The sequence below is a fragment of the Mycolicibacter algericus DSM 45454 genome, from assembly GCF_002086455.1.
In the GTDB taxonomy this organism is placed as follows: domain Bacteria; phylum Actinomycetota; class Actinomycetes; order Mycobacteriales; family Mycobacteriaceae; genus Mycobacterium; species Mycobacterium algericum.
Genome location: NZ_MVHC01000009.1, coordinates 12,510 through 32,733, shown reverse-complemented (window position 1 = coordinate 32,733; position 20,224 = coordinate 12,510). Strand labels below are relative to the sequence as shown.

Below are 20,224 nucleotides of genomic sequence, written 5' to 3'. Positions count from 1 at the left end.
TCAGCTCTCCTGTTCGGGGACGCGCGGGTCGGTGAAGAAGAAGTCGTTGGCGTTGCGGTACAGGTACTTGTCCATCACCTCGTCAGGCAGGTCCAGCGCGCACGCTTCGGGCACCACGCGGTTCATCCGCAGCACCGGCCAGTCGGAGGCGAAGATGATCTTGTCGGCGCCGCGGGTGCGCATGTAGTGCAGCAGCGCCCCCGGCAACCGCTTCGGCGACCATGCCGACGTCATCAGTCGCAGGTTGCGATATTTGATCAGCATGCGGATGGCAACGTCCCACCAGGGGTCGGCGCCGTGGATCATGCACAGCCGCAGTTCCGGGAAGCGCACGCAGACCCGATCCAGGTGAATCGGATGCTGCACTTCGCCGGGGATCGGCGGGCCGGGAATGCCGGTGTTGACGCATAGCGGCAGATCCAGTTCTGCGCACTTGGCGTACAGCGGATAGTAGACAGCGTCACTGGGCGGGTATTGGCCATCACCCCAGAAGCTGGGCCCCACCACGGCGTAGGCGACCGGCAGATCCTTGACCACGGCACTGAGTTCGCGCAGCGAGGGTACCGGCCGCAACAGGTTCGTCCCGCCCATCGCCAGGGCGAAACGATCCGGCCTGTCCGCCACAAACTTTCGCGCGGTCACCGATGGCTTGGTGAGGTTGTCCATCAAGATGGCCTTGGCCACACCGTTGGCGTCCATCTCGTCGAGCAGCGCCGACATGTCGACCGGATCGAACATCGACGCCGGCCCCTTGAAGTACTCGTCGCGCGTCTTGCGCATCCAGGCCGGCTGTTCGCTTTCGCCGAAGTGCACATTGACCAGGCAGTCGATTGCTCTCATGTTGGCTCTCTCATGACGGGGTGGACGCCTCCTGATTCACCTGGCGTTTCGCCCAGCGGTAGTCGGCCTTGCCGTTACCCAGTCGGCGCACCTGTGCGACGACGATGAACTCCTTGGGCACCTTGAATCCGGCCAGCACCGATCTGCACTCTGCGGCCAGCAGGTCAATATCGGCGTCCGACTGCAGTGCCACCAGCGCAACGAGTTCTTCGCCCCACCGGTCGCTGGGACGTCCCACCACCAGCGCGTCGGCGACCCCGGGGTGGGCGCGCAGCACTTCTTCGACCTCCTCGACGAATACCTTCTCCCCGCCGGTGTTGACCACCAGTGCATCGCGACCGAGGAAACGCAGGGTTCCGTCTTCCTCGATCGAGGCCCGGTCTCCGGAGATCACCACCCGTTGACCGTCGACCTCGCAGAAGGTGCGTCGGGTCGCGTCGGCGTCGTCGAAGTAGCCGAGCGGGATCCGGCCGGTCCGCACCACCCAGCCGACCTCGGGATCACCTGGCTGCAGGAACCGGGTACGGTCCTGCGAAACCACCGATCCCCCGGTCCGCAACTCGAAGGTGTCGCGCCGCGCGTCACGCTGACTGCGCCCGAAGCCCATGTTCCCGGTCTCCGATGACCCGTACCCATTGATCAGGGTGATCTGCGGAAGGTATTCCAGCAGCGCCACCTGATATTTCGGATTCGTTGCCGCGCCGCCGGTTCCGATCGAGTGCAGCGACGATAGGTCGTAATCCGAGCGGCCCAGTTCGGCGACAAGTGGCGCGGCGTAGGCGTCGCCGACCATGGTCATCAAGCCGACCTTCTCCCGCTCGACGGTTTCCAATACCGCACGGGGGTCGAACTTGGTGCGGGTGTCGTTGAGGATCACCGTCTGCCCGCTCAAAATCGCCGAGAACGCCGTCCACAGACCCGCGGCGTGCATCAGCGGCGACAGCGCGAACCACGGCGGGCCGGCGTACTGCACTTTCTGGTGGATTTCCGCGGCCGACGCATGGTCGTCGCCGACCATCGACGAGACGTAGATGTCGCTTTGGCGCCACAGCACACCTTTCGGGCTGCCGGTGGTCCCCCCGGTGCAGATCATCAGCACGTCGTCCGGGGACGGCGCGATCTGCTGATCGGTATCGCCTTGCGCCAGCGCATCATCCAGCGATGTCGCGTCCAGGATCGGCGCGTCGGCCGCGCCGTCGTCGATGCGGATCAGCAGGTCGGCCCCGCAATCCCGCAGCGTGTCGGCGAATTTCGCCTCCAGGCTCGCATGGAAGATGACCGCACGGGGCCGCAAGTAGTCCAGCAGCTCGCCCGCTTCGACCGGGGTGTAGTAGTGATTGACGTTGACCGGAACGGTCCGCGCCTTGAGGCAGCCGACCACCATGTCGGGGTACAGGTCGTTGTGCATGAGCAGCGCGACCCGGTCCTGGCCGCACTCCCAGTTCGCCAGCTCCGCACGCTCTCGCCGGACGCCCAGCCCGCGGCCGGCCAAGAAGTTGGCCAGCCGGCGGGTGCGCTCGGCACTCTGCGCAAACGTGCTACGCCGGGTGCCGCATACCGTCATCTCACGATCGGGCACGACCTCCGCGATCGCGTCAACGACGCCGCCGATCGTCCATTCGCCCACCGTCAGACCGAAGCTGCCAGGTGGGCGGCGCCTGGTGCAGTACGATTCGGATCACCCAGCAGGGCCAATGCGTTGTCCCGCATCACCATTCGGGTATCTTCCACGCTGAACTCAGGGAACTGCGGGATGTCGGCGGTGAAGGTGGTCGGGTCGGCCAGGCCCTCACCGTGCGGCCAGTCGGAACCGAACAGGATCTTGTCGACGCCGATGGTGTCGGCTAGCAGCTTCACGTCATCCTCGTAGTAGGGGGCAATCCAGACGTTGTTGCGCAGCTGCTCGATCGGATCTTCCTTGTAGTGGTACGGCGCATTGTTGGCCGACTTCTTCAACCGCTTGATCAGCCGGTAAACGAAGTACGAGCCGTTCTCGATGCTGGCCACCTTGAGCTTGGGGTGACGGGTGAACACCTGGTGCACGATCATCGAGGCGATGGTGTCGTGGATCGCGCGATCGTCCATGATCACCATGTCCAGCGGGTCGCGCTTGCCGAATCCCTTGAACACACCGCTGCCGCCCCACAACGCAGGGATCGCCATGTAACCGGAGTCGGACAGGTGGAAGACGACTGCGACGCCCGCCTCGGCAAGGCGCGCCCACACCGGGTCGTGCACCGGGTCACCGAGGGACCGGGCCCGAACCTCGCCGGGCACCGGCGCCGGACGCACACACACCAGCTTGGCACCGCGGCTGATCACGAATTCGACTTCGTCGACGGCCTTCTCGGGGTCGGCCAGCGAGATGATCGGTGCGGATATCAGACGGCCGTCGGGACGGTCGAAGCCCCAGTCCTCGTCGAGCCAAAGGTTGAACGCGTGTACCGACGCCATGGTGGCGGGGATATCGTGCTTGAGTCCCTCCTCCACACCACAGGCGAAGGTCGGCAGCATGAACACCGTCTCCAGCCACTGCCGGTCGAGCACCTGCACGCGGGCGTCGCGGTTCTGGTATTCGGGATGCTCGGAGAGCCGGTCGAGCTTCATCAACGACGCCGGGTCCACACCTTCGGGGATCTCGCCGCGGAACAGCAGATCGAGGCAGCCGGGTTCGATGATCGGGTCGAAGCTCGGGTTCGGGATGAAGTGGTTGACGACCCCGCCGAACACCGCCAGGGTGCGATTGCCGTCCTGCACCATCTGGACACCGCGGCTGCGGAATTCCTTGGGCAGGTGCCGAGTGAAGGCGTCCAGCGGCTCGTAGTAGTGGTTGTCGACGTCAACGGCCAAGTACGGGAGCCGTTCAGGTGTGGCAGTCATGTACTCAACCTTTCTGCATGAGAGGCGGGAAGTTCGGCGGGCGTTTCTCGAAGAAACTCGTGATGCCCTCGATGAGGTCGGGCCGCTGCAGCGACTCGTACATCAGCGTCTCGGCGCGCGCGCTCACCGCCGCGACGTCGTCGAGCGCATCGCGGTAGGCCTGTGCTTTGATCACCGCCAGCGATGCCGGTGAGCAGTTCGCGGCGATGTCTCGCGCGTAGTCCATGGCGCGTTCCAGCAGCCGGTCGCCCGCGACGACGTGGTTGACCAGGCCGAGTTCGCGGGCCTCCTCGGCGAGAAATGTCCGACCGCTCAGCAGCAGATCCATCGCCGCCCCCCAGCCGGCCAGTCGAGGCAGGATCCAGGTGATGCCGTGTTCGGCGATCAGGCCGCGTCGGGTGAACGCAGTGGCGAACTTGGCTCCGGCAGCGGCGAATCGGACATCACACATCAGCGCGTGGGTGAGCCCGATACCGACGCAGGCGCCGTTGATCGCCGCGATGACCGGCTTGCGCAGTTCGGTCAGGAAGTAAGCCGGCCGGTCCCCGACCAGTTGGGCGACATCGGTCTTTGAGCTGTCGCCCCCACCCTCTTCGAGGCTCGTGGTGGGACCCAGGCTCGCGCCGGCACAGAACCCGCGGCCGGTGCCGGTCAGCACGATCGCCCGCACGTCGGGGTCCGCCTCGGCGCGGTCGATCGCCGCGTACAGGCCCGCTGCGGTGTCCGCGCCCCAGGAGTTGAGCCGCTGCGGCCGGTTGAAGGTGAGCACCGCGACGCCGTCTCGCGCCTCGTAGCGAACCGCGGCGCCTGCGTCAACGAGCGTGCCGTCGTCGGCAGCGGCCATCGATCCCGCACCTCCGCACCTTGGGAATCCTTCGGAATGATTCTTACTGTATACCTTTCGGTAGCGCATTCCGCAACCCACGTCGATCCTGGCGCGAACTGTCATGTCAGCAGGTCAGGGCTGGATTCGGGCGCTCCGATCAGAGGAAATCCGAGCCGCCGTCGACGTTGACGTTGGCCCCGGTCATGTACGAGTTGCGGCGCGAGGCCAGAAAGGCCGCCACCGCGCCCACTTCGTCCGGCAGGCCGGCCCGTGGCAGGTGCGCCGGATGACCGAAATGCTCGGTGATGGCGCCCATCAGCCGGTAGGGGTCATCACCGTCCACCCCGATCGAGCGGGCCCAGCCGGTCAGCGCCTCGGAGGCGACACTGCCCGGGGAGACCACGTTGACCAGGATCTCATCGGGGGCCAGCAGCAGCGACAGGTTCTTCGAGACACTGTTGACCATTGCCTTAGCCGCGGTGTAGGCGGCCAGCACGGTGCTTTGGCGCTGTGTGGATTGTGCCGAGAAGTTCACGATCCGGGCCCATTGCGCGTTGCGCAGCAACGGCAATGCCGCCCGCACGGCGTGAACCATCCCCATCGCGCCCTGGTCGATGGCCCGGCGTCACTGCTCGTCGGTGAGCTCGGCGAAGCTGCCCTGCACATCGGGTCCGGCGGTGTTGATCAGGATGTTGAGTTCGCCGCCCCAACGCTCACCGAGCTCGGCGAAGACCTGCTCAATGCGCTGTTCGTCGCAGGCGTCGGCGACCAACCCGAGCGCGTCCGGGCTGCCGCGCCGGGCCAGGTCGTCGGTCGCGCGGTCAAGGTCGGCGGCCGTGCGCGCCACGACAGCGACGCGCGCGCCGTCATCGGCCAAGCAGCGGGCGGTGGCCAACCCCATGCCGCGGCCGCCGCCGACGACGACGGCGCGCGCGTCGCGCAAGCCCAGATCCACGACTACCCGCCGGGATCAGGCGCCGGTCCAGTTGGGGGCGCGCTTCTCGGCGAACGCGATGGCGCCTTCTTTGGCGTCCTTGGAGGCGAACACCGGCGCGATCAGCTCGCCCTGCTTGGCCCACATCTCGTCCTGGGACCAGCCGGCGGCCTTCACCATGATCTCCTTGGTTACCGCCACCGCGAGCGGACCGTTCGCGGTGATCCGCTCGGCCAACTCGATCGCCCCGTTCAGCGCCTCGCCCGGCTCGGTCAGCACGTTGACGAAACCCCATTGGGCGCCCTCGTCGGCGGTAAAACTCTCCCCGGTCAAAGCCAACTCCAGCGCCTTCTGGTAAGGGATGCGGTGCGGCAACCGCAGCAGACCGCCACCGGCGGCCACCAGACCTCTTTTGACTTCCGGGATACCGAATTTCGCCCCCTTGGCGGCCACCACCAGGTCGGTGGCCAGCACCAGCTCGGTGCCACCGGCCACCGCGTGACCCTCGACCGCGGAGATGATCGGCTTGCGGGGCGGGCGTTCGGTGAAGCCCAGACCCCGGCCCGGTACATACGCCAGTTCGCCGGCTGCAAACGCCTTGAGGTCCATACCCGCGCAGAAGTTGCCGCCGGCGCCGGTCAGCACCGCCACCGATAGTTCCGGGGTGCCGTCGAGTTCGTCGCAGGCGGCGGCCAGGCCTTCGGCGACCGCCTTGTTGGCCGCATTGCGGGCCTCCGGACGATTGATGGTGATGATGAGGGTTCGTCCACGACGTTCGCTGAGCACTGCTTCTGACACCGGCCACCCCTACACGCGTTGCGACAATTTATATCAAAATGCTTACCATATGCTCTTACGGTAAGAGAAGCTCGATGCCCGGTGACGACGAGGGCACAGGTAGGTCTGACGACTAGGTTTGACGGCGAAGAATCCGGCCTTGTCGACCAGAACTGGAGGTACCCGCAGTGGCCAAGCAGCCAGTCGCCGAGAAGCGGCAGCGGCGCGAACGCGGATCCATCAATCCCGACGACATCATCGACGGCGCGTTCGAGCTCGCCGAACAGATCGGGGTCGACAACCTGAGCATGCCGTTGCTCGGCAAGCATCTCGGCGTCGGGGTGACCAGCATCTACTGGTACTTCCGCAAAAAGGACGATCTGCTCAACGCGATGACCAGTCGGGCGCTGCGCCAGTACGTGTTCGCCACCCCGTACGTGCAGGCCAAGGATTGGCGTCAGACGTTGCGCAACCACGCCCACACCATGCGGACGACGTTCCTGGGCAACCCGATTCTGTGCGACCTCATCCTGATCCGGGCAGCGTTGAGCCCCAGAGCCGCGCAGCTCGGCGTCCAGGAGGTGGAGCGGGCGATCGCCGGGCTGGTGGAAGCCGGGCTGTCACCGCAGGACGCCTTCGACATCTACTCGGCGATCTCGCTGCACATCCGCGGATCGGTCGTGCTGCGGCGCCTCTACGAGAAGAACCGGGCATCGGATGCCGAAGGCCCATCCGACTTCGAGGAGGCGATGGTCATCGACCCCGAGGCCACCCCGTTGCTGGCGCAGACCACCCGGCAAGGGCACCGGATCGGCGCGGCCGATGACGCCAACTTCGACTACGGGCTCGACTGCATCCTTGACCAGGCCGAGCGATTGATCGAGCAGAACAGCAAGCCGGCGCGGCGTCGCACCGCGCCGGCTTCGGCTAAAGCCCGCTAGCGGCCGTCAGACCTCGATGACCACGGCGCCGCCCTGACCGCCGCCGGCACACATCGCCGCCACGCCGATACCGCCGCCGCGCCGGCGCAGCTCGTAGGCCAGGGTGGTCACCATCCGTGCGCCGGAGGCCGCGATCGGGTGACCGAGGCTGCAGCCACTGCCGGAGAAGTTCACCAGTTCCTCGTCGAGGCCGTACTCGCGGCACGCCGCGATCGGCACCGAGGCGAACGCCTCGTTGATCTCCCACAGCGCGACATCGCCGGGCCGCAGGCCCGCCCGCTGCAGCACCTTGCCGATCACCTTCACCGCGCCGAGTCCGGTGTCGCGCGGGGCCACACCGGCGGACGCCCACGCCTTCACCGTGCCCATGACGTCCAGGCCCTGGGCTTGCGCATAGCCGTCGTCGACGAGCGCCACCGCGGCCGCGGCATCGTTGGTGCCGCTGCTGTTACCGGCGGTGATCGAGAATCCCTCGATCTCGGGGTGCAGCACCTTCAGGCCGGCCAGCTTCTCCGCCGTGGTGTCGCGGCGGGGGTGCTCGTCCACGGTGAACTCGGTTACGGAGCCGTCGGGCAGTTGCACCTTCAGCGGCACGATCTCGTCGGCGAACTTGCCGGCGTCGATCGCGGCGATCGCCCGCTGGTGTGAGCGGGCCGCCCACGCGTCCATCTCCTCGCGGCTGATGCCGACGGCTTGGGCGGTGTTCCAGCCCACCGTGATGGACATGTCGCGGGTGGGCGCATCCACGGTCTCCGGGTGGGTCGGCGGCATCCACGGCTCGGCGAAGCTGAGCTCCGGGCCGGGGATGCGCATCTTCATCACCGGCAGCATCGACAGGGTCTGCACGCCCCCGGCGATCAGCACCCGCTCCATCCCGGATCCGATCTGTGCGGCGGCGTTGCCGATGGCGGTCAGGCTGCCCGCGCAGTGCCGGTTGACGGCCTGGCCGGGCACCGACTCCATCCCGCAGGCGGCGGCCGCGAAGCGCGCCATATCGCCACCGCCGTAGTGGGACTCGGCGAAGATCATGTCGTCGATATCCGCGACCGGGATACCGGCCCGGCGGATCACCTCGGGCACCACCGTGGTGATCAGCGTCTCCGCGGAGGTGTTGGCCAGTGTTCCCTTGAATGAGCGTCCGATGGCTGTGCGAACGGCGCCGACGATGACAGGTGTGGACATTCTTCGAACCTTACATTGTTGATTGTTTCTGTAAAGCTACCGGTTTGCGGCGGCAGGCGCCGCCCGGGGCCGGATCACGGTTCCGGCACGTGGAAATGCTCATCACGCAGCCGGAACGCCTCCTTGGTGCCGTGCTGCGCCCGGGTCTTGACGAAGTTGAACTCGCCCGGTGCGAACTGCAGGTTGGTGCCGTAGGCGTGGAACAGGTAGCTAGCCACCTCTTCGCCCTGGTAGGCCTGGCTCTGCTCGACCAGCCGGAAGGCCTCCTTCGCGATCACCACCCCGTCGGCGGGCATCTTGGCCGCCTTGCTCGCCCAATAGCGTGCTCGCGCCGAAACCGCCGAGGGGTCACAGGTCTCGGTGAAGACGCCGAGGTGTTCGACCGCGCCCGCCTCGATGATGTCCCCGGTCAACAACAGTCGCCGTGCCAGCACCGGACCCAGCCGATGGAAGAACATGTGCAGGCTGCCCAGCGCCGGACCGAGGAAGCGGGTGGCGGGCATGCCGATCTTGGTGTCGCGCGCGATCACCGAGATATCGGTCATCAGCGCCATCTCGAAACCGCCCCCCAGCGCGTAGCCGCTGATCTCGCCCACAGTGACCTTCGGAAAGCCCATCAGGTTGTGGTAGAAGCCGAACGAGCGGCGGTCGACGGCGAGGCGGCGACGCTGGCTGGGCCGGCTCTTGGCCGGCGGCTGCTCGCCCCGCTCGCCGTACCAGCCGTAGGCGTTGTTCATGTCGGCTCCGGTACTGAACACGCCGTCGGCACCTCGGAGCAGCACCACCACGACGTCATCGTCGTCGGCGACCCGGTCCAGGAAGCGGGCGATCGCATCCCGCATCGCGGCATCGTAGGAATTGCGCCGGCCGGGGTTGTTCAACGTGATAGTGGCGATCCGCCCGTCGGGGTCGACGTCGAAGAGCACCCGGTCGTCGCTGCCATCGCTCATCGCTGCGTCTCCTTGCCCGGCCGCCGGCGGCCGAATCGATTGGCGCTCACCTTCTCCGGCGGCATCGCCGCGGTGGAGACCTCGCCGGTGCACAGCAGCTCGCCGCCAAGGGTCAGTCGCGCGGTGGACGTGATCCCACGCCCGGTCTCGGTTCGCGCGATGTCGAACTCCAACTCGGTGAGGATGGGCGTCGGGCGGCGGTAGGTGACCAGCAGCGACCGGGTGCGGCCGGCCAACCCCGCCGCGCAGCTCTGGTGCTGGGTGACGCAATCGAAGAACACCCCCAGAAACCCGCCGTGCACCAGCCCCGGAGGCCCTTCGTAGACCAGCGGGAACGTGACTCGTCCCGACGCCGTGTCGGTGTCGAGCAGGTCGAACCGGTACTCCGGAAAGCACGGGTTGAACGCCCCGACGTCAAAGGCGTGGTTGAGGTAGACCCGGCCGCGGTCGTCGGATTCGAGGCGGGGCGTCGCGTCCGCCCCGACGACCCCACCCAGTTGTCGCTCCCAGTCGGCGAATCGCGCCAGCATGTCGTCGACCACCGGGTGCGGATGCTCCAGCGCCAGCAGCAACCCGGTCATCCGCCGCAGGGCGCCGGCCGCCGCCACGGTCTGCTGCAGCGGCTGTTCGCCGAAACGGCTGCTACCGGCCGAAACCGCTGAGCTGCCCGAGCCGTCCGTCATGGGGCCCTTCCCGGTCGAATCCGCGGCGAAACACGCTAATCGTATAGCATACTGTAGCTCTCACGATATGGCGCTGAAAGGTGGGCAGCACAGTGGCCGACTCCCCCGTTTCCGGGTCCGGGGCCGCGGACTCTCCGGTTGATGGTTCGGTGACGGTGCTGCGCGACGGCGCACTGCTGCGACTGACGCTGGTCCGCCCCGATCGCCGGAACGCGCTGAGTCCAGCGATGACCGAAGCGCTGATCAGCGCCCTGACCGAGGCGGCGAGCGACGACACGCTGCGAGCCGTTCACATCCGGGGTTCCGGCGACGATTTCTGCGCAGGCGCCGACTGGGTCGCCACCAATGCGGCCGACCGGCGGCCCCGCACCGGCGATCTGGTCCGGCGCATCCCGCATGCCGCGCACCGGATCATCGAACTGGTGCACACCATCCAGCTGCCGGTGGTGTGCAGTGTGCAGGGCTGGGCGGTCGGCTTGGGCTGCAATCTGGCGCTGGCCGCCGACTTCACCATCGCCGCCGCCGACGCCGTCTTCTGGGAGCCATTCCTGGCCCGCGGCTTCAGCCCCGACTCTGGAGCCACCTGGTTGCTGCCGCGACTGGTCGGGCTGGCCCGGGCCCGCCGCATGCTGCTGCTCGGCGAGCAGGTCAGTGGAACCGCCGCCGAACAATGGGGGCTGATCCATCAGTCGGTGGCACCAACCGACGTCGACGCGACCGCGGACGAGCTGTTGGCCAGGTTGGCCGACGGACCCACCGTCGCCATCGGCCTGACCAAGCAGGCGCTGCACTACGGGCAGCACGCAACGTTGCCCCAATCCATGACCCAGGAGCTGTTCAATCTTGAACTGGCCTGCCGCACCATGGATTTCAAAGAAGGACTGGCCGCGTTTTCGCAGCGGCGCCCGCCGGGATTCACCGGACGCTGAGAAGAAGGGACCGGCCATGCCGACATTCGACACCATCACCTACGAACTGGACGGCCATACCGCGACGATCACCCTGAATCGTCCCGAGGCACTCAATGCACTGAGCCCGCACATGGTCACCGAACTGCGGGCCGCCTACGCCGAGGCCGAGAACGACGAGAAGGTGTGGTTGCTGATCGTGACCGGAACCGGGCGGGCGTTCTGCACCGGCGCCGACGTGAAGGCGATCCCCGGCGACGGGAAGGTGATCAACGAACGGCCCTACCTGTCGACCTACGAGCAGTGGGAGGCCCCGCAGGAGGGGACCCCGCCGTTCCGGACGATGGCCAAACCGGTCCTGGCCGCGATCAACGGAATCTGTTGCGGCGCGGGCCTTGACTGGGTGACCACCGGAGACATCGTCATCGCCTCGGAGCGTGCCACCTTCTTCGACCCGCACGTCTCGATCGGCCTGGTCGCCGGCCGTGAAGTGGTGCGGCTGGCACGCGTGCTGCCCCGCTCGGTCGCCCTGCGCATGGCGATGATGGGCCGCCACGAACGCATGGACGCCCAGCGGGCCTACGACCTCGGCATGATCAGCGAGGTGGTGGAGCACGACCGGTTGCTGGAACGCGCGCATGAGATCGCCGGCATCCTCAACTCCAACGCGCCGCTGGCGGTGCGCGGGACCCGGCTGGCGATCCTCAAAGGCCTCGACCTGCCGCTCCACGAAGCCGAAATGCTCGCCGAGGCCTTCCGGGAGCGCAACCTGCACACTGAGGATTCACTGGAGGGCCCCAAGGCCTTCGTGGAGAAGCGGGCACCGGAATGGCAGTGCCGATGACGCCGGACAGCTTCGAGACCATCCTGCTCGATGTCGACCGCGACGACCGGGTCGCCACCATCACGCTGAACCGGCCGGATCGGCTCAACGCCTTCAACCGCACCATGTGCGAGGAGATGGCCGCGGCGTGGCGCATCGTCAAACTCGACGAGGACGTCAACGCCGTCGTGCTGCGAGCCGCCGGCGACCGGGCTTTCAGCGCCGGACTGGACATCAAGGCCTCCTACGGACAACCCGACAACGTCTGGAATCACGAGGATCCCGGCGAGGCGCTCAGCCCCAAGTGGCAGAAGATGTTCAAACCGGTGATCTGCGCGGTGCAGGGGATGTGCACCGCCGGCGCGTTCTACTTCGTCAACGAAGCCGACGTGGTGATCTGTTCGGCCGACGCGACGTTCTTCGACTCGCACGTGTCGGCCGGACTGGTCTGCGCACTGGAACCGATCGGACTGATGCGCCGGATCGGTCTGGGCGAAACGTTGCGGATCGCGTTGATGGGCAACGACGAACGAGTCGGCGCCGACACCGCGCTGCGCATCGGCCTGGTGTCAGAGATCGTGGCACCCGAACAACTCTGGGCGCGGGCACACGAGATCGCGGCCGCCATCGCGGCCAAGCCGCCGTCGGCGACCCAGGGCACGGTGAAGGCTATCTGGGAATCGCTGGACAAGCCCTACCGAGCCGCCCTGGAACAGGGACTGATCTACACCCGGCTGGGAAACCCGCTCGGCAAAGCCGAGCTCGACGCCCAACCACCCCACCCTGCCGCCCCGCCGCGGATCCGCTGATGGCGCATCCGCTCACCGAACGTATCGCCGCGGTCCTCGACCTGCAGCCCGACGCGCGCGCGTTCGAATACGCCGGCCAATGGCACTCCTGGTCTCAGGTCGCCGTCATGGCCCGGCGCATCGCGGCACTGACCGCCGGCCGAAGAGTCGGAATCCTGCTGCGCAACCGTCCCCCGCAGCTGGCCGCGCTGCTCGGCGTGCTGCTCGGTGGCGGCTGCGTGGTGGTGATCAACCCGTCCCGCGGCGACGAACGCACCCGCGCGGACATCGCCGCGCTCGAACTGCCGGTACTCATCGGCGAACCCGAGGATCTCACCGCCCTGGTCGCGCCGACACCGCGCACCACGACGGTGTCGGTCTCCGACCTCACCGGTGAGCCACAGGTCACCGCGGCCACCGAGGCCGGTTCGGATGCGGGCCGTCCCGGCGTGGCGGTGTGGATGCTGACCAGCGGGACGACCGGCCCCCCGAAACGCATCGACCTGACCTACGACATGCTGGCGCACAGCGTGATCGGCCCCGATCCCGCCCGGGCACCGGCACCGACCCAGTTGCGCGGCGGTGTGGCGATCGTCAATTCACCGCTGGTACACATCGGCGGCGTGTTCCGGGTACTGCAGTGTGTCGCCGAGGCACGGCCATTCGTGCTGCTGGACCGCTTCGAGCTGACGGGCTGGGCCGAGGCGGTGCGCAAGTATCGGCCGCGCGCGGTGTCGCTGGTCCCGACCGCGCTGCGGATGGTGCTGCACTCGGACCTGACCCGTGAGGACTTATCCAGTATCCGTGCTGTCACCTCGGGCACGGCTCCGCTGTCGGCCGACGACTCCGACGCCTTCACCGCCAAATTCGGCATCCCGGTGCTCACCTCCTATGCGGCAACCGAATTCGGTGGCGGAGTAGCCGGCTGGACCCTGGGCGACTACCAGCGGTTCTGGCAGGACAAGCGCGGCAGCGTCGGACGGGCAACTCAGGGAGCACAACTGCGGGTGGTCGGTGACGACGGCGTCCCAGTCGGCCCCGACAAGCCCGGCTTGTTGGAGGTCAAGCCGGGCCAACTCGGCCCAGACGCGGACTGGATGCGCACCACCGACCTGGCCCGCATCGACGTCGACGGATTCTTGTGGATCCTCGGCCGGGCGGATCAGGCCATCATCCGCGGTGGTTTCAAGGTGATGCCCGACGATGTGCGGGTCGCCCTGGAGGCCCACCCGGCGGTGAAGGGCGCCGCCGTGGTGGGACGCAGCGACGATCGCCTCGGTCAGACACCGGTGGCCGCGGTCGAGCTGCACTCCGGAGCCGTCACCGATGCCGAGACACTGGCCAATTTCCTGAGCACCCGGCTGGCCCGCTACGAGATCCCCACCGACATCACGATCGTCGACGCCCTGCCGCGGACCCCGTCGGGCAAGGCCGACCTCAATGCGGTGCGGGAGCTGATCGGCGCACAGGGACGGCATGTCCACTGATGTACTGCCGGAAATCCTGCGCGCACAAGCTCGTTCGCGCGGGGCTCATCCGCTGCTGATCTGCGACACCGAACGCATCAGTTACACCGAGGCGGAGCGGCGATCCGCCCAGCTGGCGGGCCGGCTGCTCGAGCTCGGGGCCGGCCGCGGCAGTCACGTCGGACTGCTGCACCCCAACGGCGTGCCTTTCCTGGTGAGCATGCTGGCCGCCGCTCGTATCGGAGCGGTGGTGGTCCCCTTCCCCACCTTCGCCACCGCCCCGGAGCTGCGCCGCCAACTGGCCCACAGCGATGTGCAGATCCTGCTGGCCGGCGAGTCCTACCGGTCTCATGACTACCGGCAGCGGCTCACCGAGGCGCTGGAGGTCGACCTCGACTTTGGTGAGTCCGTATTCAGCGTCCATGCCCCGCAGCTGCGCCGGGTGGTCTTCGATGCCGATGCCGGTGGCGAGGCTCCGGACATCCTCGAAGCCCTGGAGACCGATGTCGACGGCAGCGATCCGCTGTGCATCATCTACACCTCGGGGTCCTCCGGGATGCCCAAAGGCGTGATCCATACCCACGCCGGCCTATTGGGACACCAGCGCAATCTGAACGACATCCGGCGACTGACCGCCGCCGACATCCTGTTCTGCAACTCGCCGTTCTTCTGGATCGGGGGATTCGCGTTCGCGCTGCCGGCCAGCCTGCTGGCAGGATCGACACTACTGTGCTCCAACGCCACCGACCCGGGCGCCACGCTGGACCTGATCGAGGCCGAAAAGCCCACGATGACCAATGGTTTCGTCAGCGGGATAACGGCCCTGGCGCGCCACCCGAGCCTGCCCCGCCGTGACCTGTCCACGCTGCGCCGGGGCAACCTGTATCCGCTCATGGCCCCCGACGCGCGACCCGCGGATCCCCAGTTGCGACACCAGATGTTGGGTATGACCGAGACCGGCGGCCCGGTGTTGCTCAGCGAAGACGACAGCGATCAGCCCGAGCATCGGCGCGGCAGTTTCGGCCGGCCCGCGCCCGGGTTCGAGTGCCGAGTCCGCGACGGTGAGCTGATGGTGCGCGGACGCCACCTGATGCAGCGCTATCACAAGCGCAGCCGCGAGGAATGTTTCGACGCCGACGGCTGGTTCGCCACCGGGGACCTGGTGCGCACCGACGCCGACGGCTTCTACTACTACCAGGGCCGACGTGACGCGGTCATCAAGACCGCCGGCGTCACCGTGTCACCGATCGAGGTGGAACGCGCCATCGCCAAGGTGACCGGCGGGGCCGTCGCCCACGTGATCGGCATTCCCGATCCCGATCGCGGACAGCTGGTGGCGGCGGTCGTCGTGCAGCAGGACCTGGATCTGGGATCGCTGCCGGAGCTTCTCAAGCCGGAACTGTCGGCCTACAAGATCCCGCGCCGCTTTGCCACGGTCCCGGCCGCCGAGCTCCCACTGCTGACCAGTGGCAAAGTCGACCGGCACCGGCTGGCCGAGGTCTTCGATGTCTGACTCCGCCACCGTCAACGCCCTGGTCTGCTCCCGTGCCGGCTCGCAGCCCGACAAGCCCGCCGTGATCGATCCGAGCACCCGGCTCAGCTACGCCGAACTCGAAACATCGTCTCGTGAGCTGGCAGCGGTCTTCGTCCAGGCCGGTGTCGGGAAGGGCACCCGAGTGGGGCTGATCATGCCCAACGGCGTCGAGTGGGTGCGCACGGCGATAGCCCTGACCCGCATCGGCGCGGTGCTGGTGCCGCTGAGCACACTGTTGACCCCGCCGGAGCTGGTCGCCCAGCTTCGCGTCGCGGCGGTGCAATTTTTGGTGAGCGTCGACGAATTCCGTGGCCGACGTTACCTCGACGGATTGGAAGTGAATACTTCGACTCTCCCTGCTCTGCAACAGATTTGGGATGGCGAACAGTTGGCTTCCGTCACCGCGGGTGCCGCACCCGCCCGGATCGTCGACGCACTCGCCGCGGCCGTCACGCCCTCCGACCCGCTGGTGATCATGTTCACCTCCGGCAGCAGCGGCCCGCCGAAAGGGGTGCTGCACTCGCACGGCAACGCACTGGGTGCCGTTCGGGCCGGTCTGGCCGCCCGCTGCATCCACGCCGGCACCCGGCTGTACCTGCCGATGCCGTTCTTCTGGGTCGGTGGCTTCGGCGGCGGCGTGTTGTCGGCGCTGCTGGCGGGTGCGACGTTGGTCACCGAGCAGATCCCGACACCGGAGACGACCCTGAAACTGCTGGAATCCGAACGGGTCACGTTGTTTCGCGGCTGGCCCGACCAAGCCGAGACGCTGGCACGCCATCGCGGCGACGCCGACCTGTCGGCGCTGCAACCCGGCAGCCTGGAAGCACTGCTGCCGCCGCAGCTGCGCGCCCAGCCAGGCGCACGCGCCAATCTGTTCGGGATGACCGAATCGTTCGGACCGTACTGCGGCTATCCCGCCGACACCGACATGCCCCGGTCCGCCTGGGGCAGCTGCGGTAAACCGTTCGAGGGCATGGAGGTTCGGATCGTCGACCCCGACACCGGCGTCCCGGTACCGGCCGAGACGGTGGGCATGATCCAGCTGCGCGGGCCGCACATGCTGCGCGGCATCTGCCGCCGCAGCCGCGAGCAGACCTTCACCGCCGACGGCTTCTACCCCACCGGTGACCTGGGGCGCCTCGACGACGACGGGTTCCTGTTCTACCACGGCCGATCCGACGACATGTTCAAGGTCAGCGGCGCCACCGTGTATCCCAGCGAGGTCGAGAAGGCGCTGCGCGCCATCGACGGCGTCGAGGCCGCCTTCGTCACGAATGTGTTCGATGACGGCCGGGATCGGGTCGGTGCGGCGGTGGCCGGTGCTGCCCTGACGGTCGAGCGACTGCGCGAGGATGCCCGCGAGCGGTTGAGCCCCTTCAAGGTGCCGACGGTGTGGCTGCTGTTTTCCAGTCCCGACGCCGTTCCGCGCGGACCGACCGGCAAGGTCGACAAGCGGCGACTCCGCGAACAACTGACCGAGACCATCGAAGCAAATCGGCTTTGAGCCAGCTGACGGCGGCCCTCAGCTTGGTTGCCGCCGACGCCGACCCGCTCCGCTGGCCGACTCCACCACACCGTGCTCGACGAGGTGATCGATCAGTGGGGCCGCACCGGCAGCCAGATGCTCGGCCATCGCCGCGCGGGCCAGTTCTTCGTCGCGCTTGGCCAGCGCCGCCAGCACGGCGCGGTGGTGCCTGGTCGATTTGGCCGGCCAGCCCGACACGGTGGGAAACACCGATTCCGGTGCGTACCGGGTGATCTGGTACATCAGCTGGGCGAGCTTGGGCGAGTCGGCGGCGACATTGATGGCACGGTGGAACTCGTGGTTGAGCCGCACCGCCCGTTCTTCGTCATCGGCGGTGTAGGCGCCTTCGAGCTGATCCTGGATCTCGTCGAGTTCGCGTAGCTGGTCGTCGGTGATGTTGGCCGCCGCCCGCGCGGCGAGCTCGCCACCGATGTGCGCCTGGACGTCGGAGACGTCGGTGATGTCGCGCCGCGTCACCGGGAGCACGACGAATCCGCGATGCGGCTGCTGATCGAGCAGGCCCTCGGCGCGCAGGCCGAACAATGCCTCGCGCACCGGGGTCACGCTGACACCCAGCTCGGCCGCCAGCTGGTCCAGCCGCACATACTGCCCGGCGAGATAGTCCCCGTTGAAGATTCGCTTGCGCACGAAGCGGGCCACATCGTCGGAGAGCTGTGACCGCACCGGGAAATCGGGGGCGCCCACTTCTCAGACCCGGTAGTCGGCGAGCAGTCGCTTGCTGATGATCTGTTTCTGGATCTCGCTGGTGCCCTCGCCGATCAGCAGGAACGGCGCGTCGCGCATCAGCCGTTCGATCTCGTACTCCTTGGAGTAGCCGTAGCCGCCGTGAATCCGGAAGCTCTGCTGGGTGACCTCCGAGCAGAACTCGCTGGCCAGGTATTTGGCCATCCCAGCGGCCACGTCGTTACGTTCGCCGGAGTCCTTGAGCCGGGCGGCGTTGACCATCATCAGGTGCGCCGCTTCGACTTTGGTCGCCATCTCGGCGAGCTCGAAGGCGATCGCCTGGTGCTCGGCGATGGGTTTCCCGAAGGTCTCGCGCTGCTGGGCGTAGCGCACCGCGAGCTCGAACGCCCGGATACCGACCCCGCAGGCCCGCGCAGAGACGTTGACCCGGCCCACCTCGATGCCGTCCATCATCTGGAAGAAACCCTGACCCGGCGCTCCGCCCAGCACGTCGTCGGCGGCGGCGGCGTACCCGTCGAAGATCAGCTCGGTGGTGTCGATGCCCTTGTAGCCGAGCTTATCGAGCTTGCCCGGAATCGTCAGCCCGGGAAGGACTTCGCCGAAGCCGACCGGCTTCTCCACCAGAAAAGCGGTCAGGTTGCGATGCGGCTTGTCGGCGCCCTCGTCGGTGCGCACCAGTACGGCGATCAACGTGGAGCTACCGCCGTTGGTCAGCCACATCTTCTGCCCGTCGATGACGTACCCGCCGTCCGGCTGCCGGGTGGCGCGGGTGCGGATCGCAGCGACATCGGACCCCAGTTCGGGCTCGGACATGGAGAACGCACCGCGGGTCTCGCCGGTGGCCATCCGCGGCAGGAAACGCTGCTTCTGCTCGTGGGTGCCGTGTTGGCGCAACATGTAGGCGACGATGAAATGGGTGTTCAGCACACCGGAGACGCTCATCCAGCCGCGGGCCAACTCCTCGACGCACAGCGCGTAGGTGAGCAGGGATTCGCCGAGGCCGCCGTATTCCTCGGGGATCATCAGGCCGAACAAGCCCATCTCCCGCATCGAGTCCACGATGGCCTGCGGATAGGTGTCGGTGCGCTCCAGCTCGCCGGCCGCCGGGATGACTTCCTTGTCCACGAATCGGCGCACGGTGTCGAGGATCTCGGTCTGGAACTCGGTGAGCCCCAAGGTTTGTGCGAGTTTGGTCACGGCCCGACCCTTTCGAAGACGGCGGCGAGCCCTTGGCCGCCGCCGATGCACATGGTCTCCAGTCCATAGCGGGCGCCGCGCCGGTTGAGCTCGCGGGCCAGCGTGGCCAGCATTCGCCCACCGGTCGCGCCGACCGGATGCCCCAGCGAGATTCCCGAACCGTGCACGTTGGTTCGTTCCCGGTCGGCGGCGCCGAACTCCCATGCGGCCATCACCGCGAGTGCCTGCGCTGCGAACGCCTCATTGAGCTCGATGAGGTCGATGTCGGACAACCGCAGCCCGGCCTTGCCCAACGCGACGTCGGTGGCGGGCACCGGCCCGATCCCCATGACATTGGGCGCGACTCCCGCGACACCCCACGACACCAGGCGCACCAACGGGGTCAGGCCCAGCTGCTCGGCCTTTTCGCGGGTGGTCACCACGCACATCGACGCCGCGTCGTTCTGGCCGCTGGAGTTGCCGGCGGTGACAGTGGCGTCCGGATCACTCTTGCCCAGCACCGGCTTCAGCTTGGCCAGCGACTCCATCGAGGTCTCGGACCGGGGATGCTCGTCGGTGTCGATGAACTCCTCGCCCGCGCGGGAGCGCACGGTGACGCCGATGATCTCCTCGGCCAGCACGCCGGACCGCTGGGCCGCCACCGCGCGCCGGTGCGAGGACACCGCCAGCTCGTCCTGCTCGGCGCGGGAGATGCCGTACTCCCGGCGCAGGTTCTCGGCGGTCTCCAGCATGCCGCCGGGCACCGGGTAGTCCCGGCCGCCGGCGGTGGTGCGGCCACGTGCCAGGCCGTCGTGTATCCGGACCCCGCCGCGGGCCCCGCCCCAGCGCATGTCGGTGGAGTAGAACGCCACGTTGCTCATGCTCTCCGCGCCGCCGGCGATCACCACGTCGCAGTCGCCGCTGCTCACCTGCAGGCAGGCCTGCAGCACCGCCTGCAGCCCGGAGCCGCAGCGGCGGTCGACCTGCATGCCCGGAACCGTCACCGGCAGACCGGAATCCAGCGCGACCACCCGTCCGATGGCCGGTGCCTCACTATTGGGATAGCAGTGGCCGAGCACCACGTCATCGATCGCGTCGGCGGGCAGCCCGGTGCGGTCCAGCAGGCCTTTGAGCGCGGCGACACCGAGCTCGACGGCGGTCAGCGAGGCGAACATCCCGCCGTAGCGGCCGATCGGGGTACGGACCGGTTCGCAGATCACCGCCTCCCTCGGCCGACCAGACGTAAAAGCCCCCATTTTCGGCCCGATTTGGGGGCTTTCACGTCT

At 67.6% G+C, this 20,224-nt stretch carries 18 protein-coding genes and 1 pseudogene; 7 read left to right on the top strand and 12 right to left on the bottom strand.

Features of this window, described 5'->3' with window-relative positions; genetic code table 11:
* The 6 genes and pseudogenes from BST10_RS11040 to BST10_RS11015 form a co-directional block, all read right to left on the bottom strand.
* Positions 1 to 840, bottom strand: a complete 840-nt coding sequence (locus BST10_RS11040) for an amidohydrolase family protein (protein ID WP_083037811.1) — start codon at positions 838 to 840, stop codon at positions 1 to 3.
* A gap of 10 nt (positions 841 to 850) precedes the next feature.
* The gene (locus BST10_RS11035; protein ID WP_083037810.1) at positions 851 to 2,467 is read right to left on the bottom strand and encodes an acyl-CoA synthetase; all 1,617 of its coding nucleotides are present in this window, start codon (positions 2,465 to 2,467) and stop codon (positions 851 to 853) included.
* 2 nt (positions 2,468 to 2,469) lie between these two features.
* On the bottom strand, positions 2,470 to 3,720 hold the full coding sequence (locus BST10_RS11030) for an amidohydrolase family protein (RefSeq protein WP_083037809.1): 1,251 nt from the start codon (positions 3,718 to 3,720) through the stop codon (positions 2,470 to 2,472).
* Positions 3,721 to 3,724: 4 nt separating this feature from the next.
* Positions 3,725 to 4,564, bottom strand: a complete 840-nt coding sequence (locus BST10_RS11025) for an enoyl-CoA hydratase (RefSeq protein ID WP_083037808.1) — start codon at positions 4,562 to 4,564, stop codon at positions 3,725 to 3,727.
* A 139-nt stretch (positions 4,565 to 4,703) separates the two neighbouring features.
* A pseudogene (locus BST10_RS11020) lies at positions 4,704 to 5,501 on the bottom strand (SDR family NAD(P)-dependent oxidoreductase).
* 15 nt (positions 5,502 to 5,516) lie between these two features.
* Positions 5,517 to 6,278, bottom strand: coding sequence for a crotonase/enoyl-CoA hydratase family protein (locus tag BST10_RS11015; protein ID WP_041318687.1), 762 nt, complete (start codon positions 6,276 to 6,278; stop codon positions 5,517 to 5,519).
* Between the two features lie 167 nt (positions 6,279 to 6,445).
* Between BST10_RS11015 and BST10_RS11010 the strand changes: the two genes are divergently transcribed.
* The gene (locus tag BST10_RS11010) at positions 6,446 to 7,198 is read left to right on the top strand and encodes a TetR/AcrR family transcriptional regulator (protein ID WP_013830320.1); all 753 of its coding nucleotides are present in this window, start codon (positions 6,446 to 6,448) and stop codon (positions 7,196 to 7,198) included.
* Positions 7,199 to 7,204: 6 nt separating this feature from the next.
* On the opposite strand, the gene BST10_RS11005 is transcribed toward BST10_RS11010, so the two are convergent.
* The 3 genes from BST10_RS11005 to BST10_RS10995 all read right to left on the bottom strand — a co-directional run bounded on the left by BST10_RS11005 (position 7,205) and on the right by BST10_RS10995 (position 10,013).
* Complete coding sequence (locus BST10_RS11005) at positions 7,205 to 8,380, bottom strand: thiolase family protein (RefSeq protein ID WP_083037807.1); 1,176 nt, start codon at positions 8,378 to 8,380, stop codon at positions 7,205 to 7,207.
* A 74-nt stretch (positions 8,381 to 8,454) separates the two neighbouring features.
* Positions 8,455 to 9,330: an enoyl-CoA hydratase/isomerase family protein gene (locus BST10_RS11000; RefSeq protein ID WP_013830322.1), complete on the bottom strand. Its 876-nt coding sequence runs from the start codon at positions 9,328 to 9,330 to the stop codon at positions 8,455 to 8,457.
* On the bottom strand, positions 9,327 to 10,013 hold the full coding sequence (locus BST10_RS10995) for a hotdog family protein (RefSeq protein WP_083037806.1): 687 nt from the start codon (positions 10,011 to 10,013) through the stop codon (positions 9,327 to 9,329). The genes BST10_RS11000 and BST10_RS10995 overlap by 4 nt, the downstream gene beginning before the upstream one ends.
* Positions 10,014 to 10,105: 92 nt before the next feature.
* Here BST10_RS10995 and BST10_RS10990 point away from each other — a divergent pair, with 92 nt between their 5' ends.
* Genes BST10_RS10990 through BST10_RS10965 form a run of 6 tightly spaced genes read left to right on the top strand, consistent with a single transcriptional unit; the run spans position 10,106 to position 17,036 of the window.
* The gene (locus tag BST10_RS10990) at positions 10,106 to 10,942 is read left to right on the top strand and encodes an enoyl-CoA hydratase/isomerase family protein (protein ID WP_165757192.1); all 837 of its coding nucleotides are present in this window, start codon (positions 10,106 to 10,108) and stop codon (positions 10,940 to 10,942) included.
* Positions 10,943 to 10,958: 16 nt separating this feature from the next.
* Positions 10,959 to 11,765, top strand: coding sequence for an enoyl-CoA hydratase/isomerase family protein (locus tag BST10_RS10985; RefSeq protein WP_013830325.1), 807 nt, complete (start codon positions 10,959 to 10,961; stop codon positions 11,763 to 11,765).
* Entirely contained in the window at positions 11,762 to 12,553 is a 792-nt protein-coding gene (locus BST10_RS10980; RefSeq protein WP_083037804.1) for an enoyl-CoA hydratase/isomerase family protein, read from the top strand. Before BST10_RS10985 ends, BST10_RS10980 begins: the two co-directional genes overlap by 4 nt.
* The gene (locus BST10_RS10975) at positions 12,553 to 14,019 is read left to right on the top strand and encodes an AMP-binding protein (protein ID WP_083037803.1); all 1,467 of its coding nucleotides are present in this window, start codon (positions 12,553 to 12,555) and stop codon (positions 14,017 to 14,019) included. The genes BST10_RS10980 and BST10_RS10975 overlap by 1 nt, the downstream gene beginning before the upstream one ends.
* The gene (locus tag BST10_RS10970) at positions 14,009 to 15,511 is read left to right on the top strand and encodes a class I adenylate-forming enzyme family protein (RefSeq protein WP_083037802.1); all 1,503 of its coding nucleotides are present in this window, start codon (positions 14,009 to 14,011) and stop codon (positions 15,509 to 15,511) included. The genes BST10_RS10975 and BST10_RS10970 overlap by 11 nt, the downstream gene beginning before the upstream one ends.
* Entirely contained in the window at positions 15,504 to 17,036 is a 1,533-nt protein-coding gene (locus BST10_RS10965; RefSeq protein WP_083037801.1) for a class I adenylate-forming enzyme family protein, read from the top strand. The genes BST10_RS10970 and BST10_RS10965 overlap by 8 nt, the downstream gene beginning before the upstream one ends.
* 18 nt (positions 17,037 to 17,054) lie before the next feature.
* Here the strand turns inward: BST10_RS10965 and BST10_RS10960 are convergent, their stop codons facing one another.
* Genes BST10_RS10960 through BST10_RS10950 form a run of 3 tightly spaced genes read right to left on the bottom strand, consistent with a single transcriptional unit; the run spans position 17,055 to position 20,194 of the window.
* Positions 17,055 to 17,762, bottom strand: coding sequence for a GntR family transcriptional regulator (locus tag BST10_RS10960; RefSeq protein WP_083037800.1), 708 nt, complete (start codon positions 17,760 to 17,762; stop codon positions 17,055 to 17,057).
* Between the two features lie 3 nt (positions 17,763 to 17,765).
* Complete coding sequence (locus BST10_RS10955; protein ID WP_083037799.1) at positions 17,766 to 18,959, bottom strand: acyl-CoA dehydrogenase family protein; 1,194 nt, start codon at positions 18,957 to 18,959, stop codon at positions 17,766 to 17,768.
* Complete coding sequence (locus BST10_RS10950) at positions 18,956 to 20,194, bottom strand: acetyl-CoA C-acetyltransferase (protein WP_083037798.1); 1,239 nt, start codon at positions 20,192 to 20,194, stop codon at positions 18,956 to 18,958. Before BST10_RS10950 ends, BST10_RS10955 begins: the two co-directional genes overlap by 4 nt.
* Between the last annotated feature and the right edge of the window lie 30 nt (positions 20,195 to 20,224).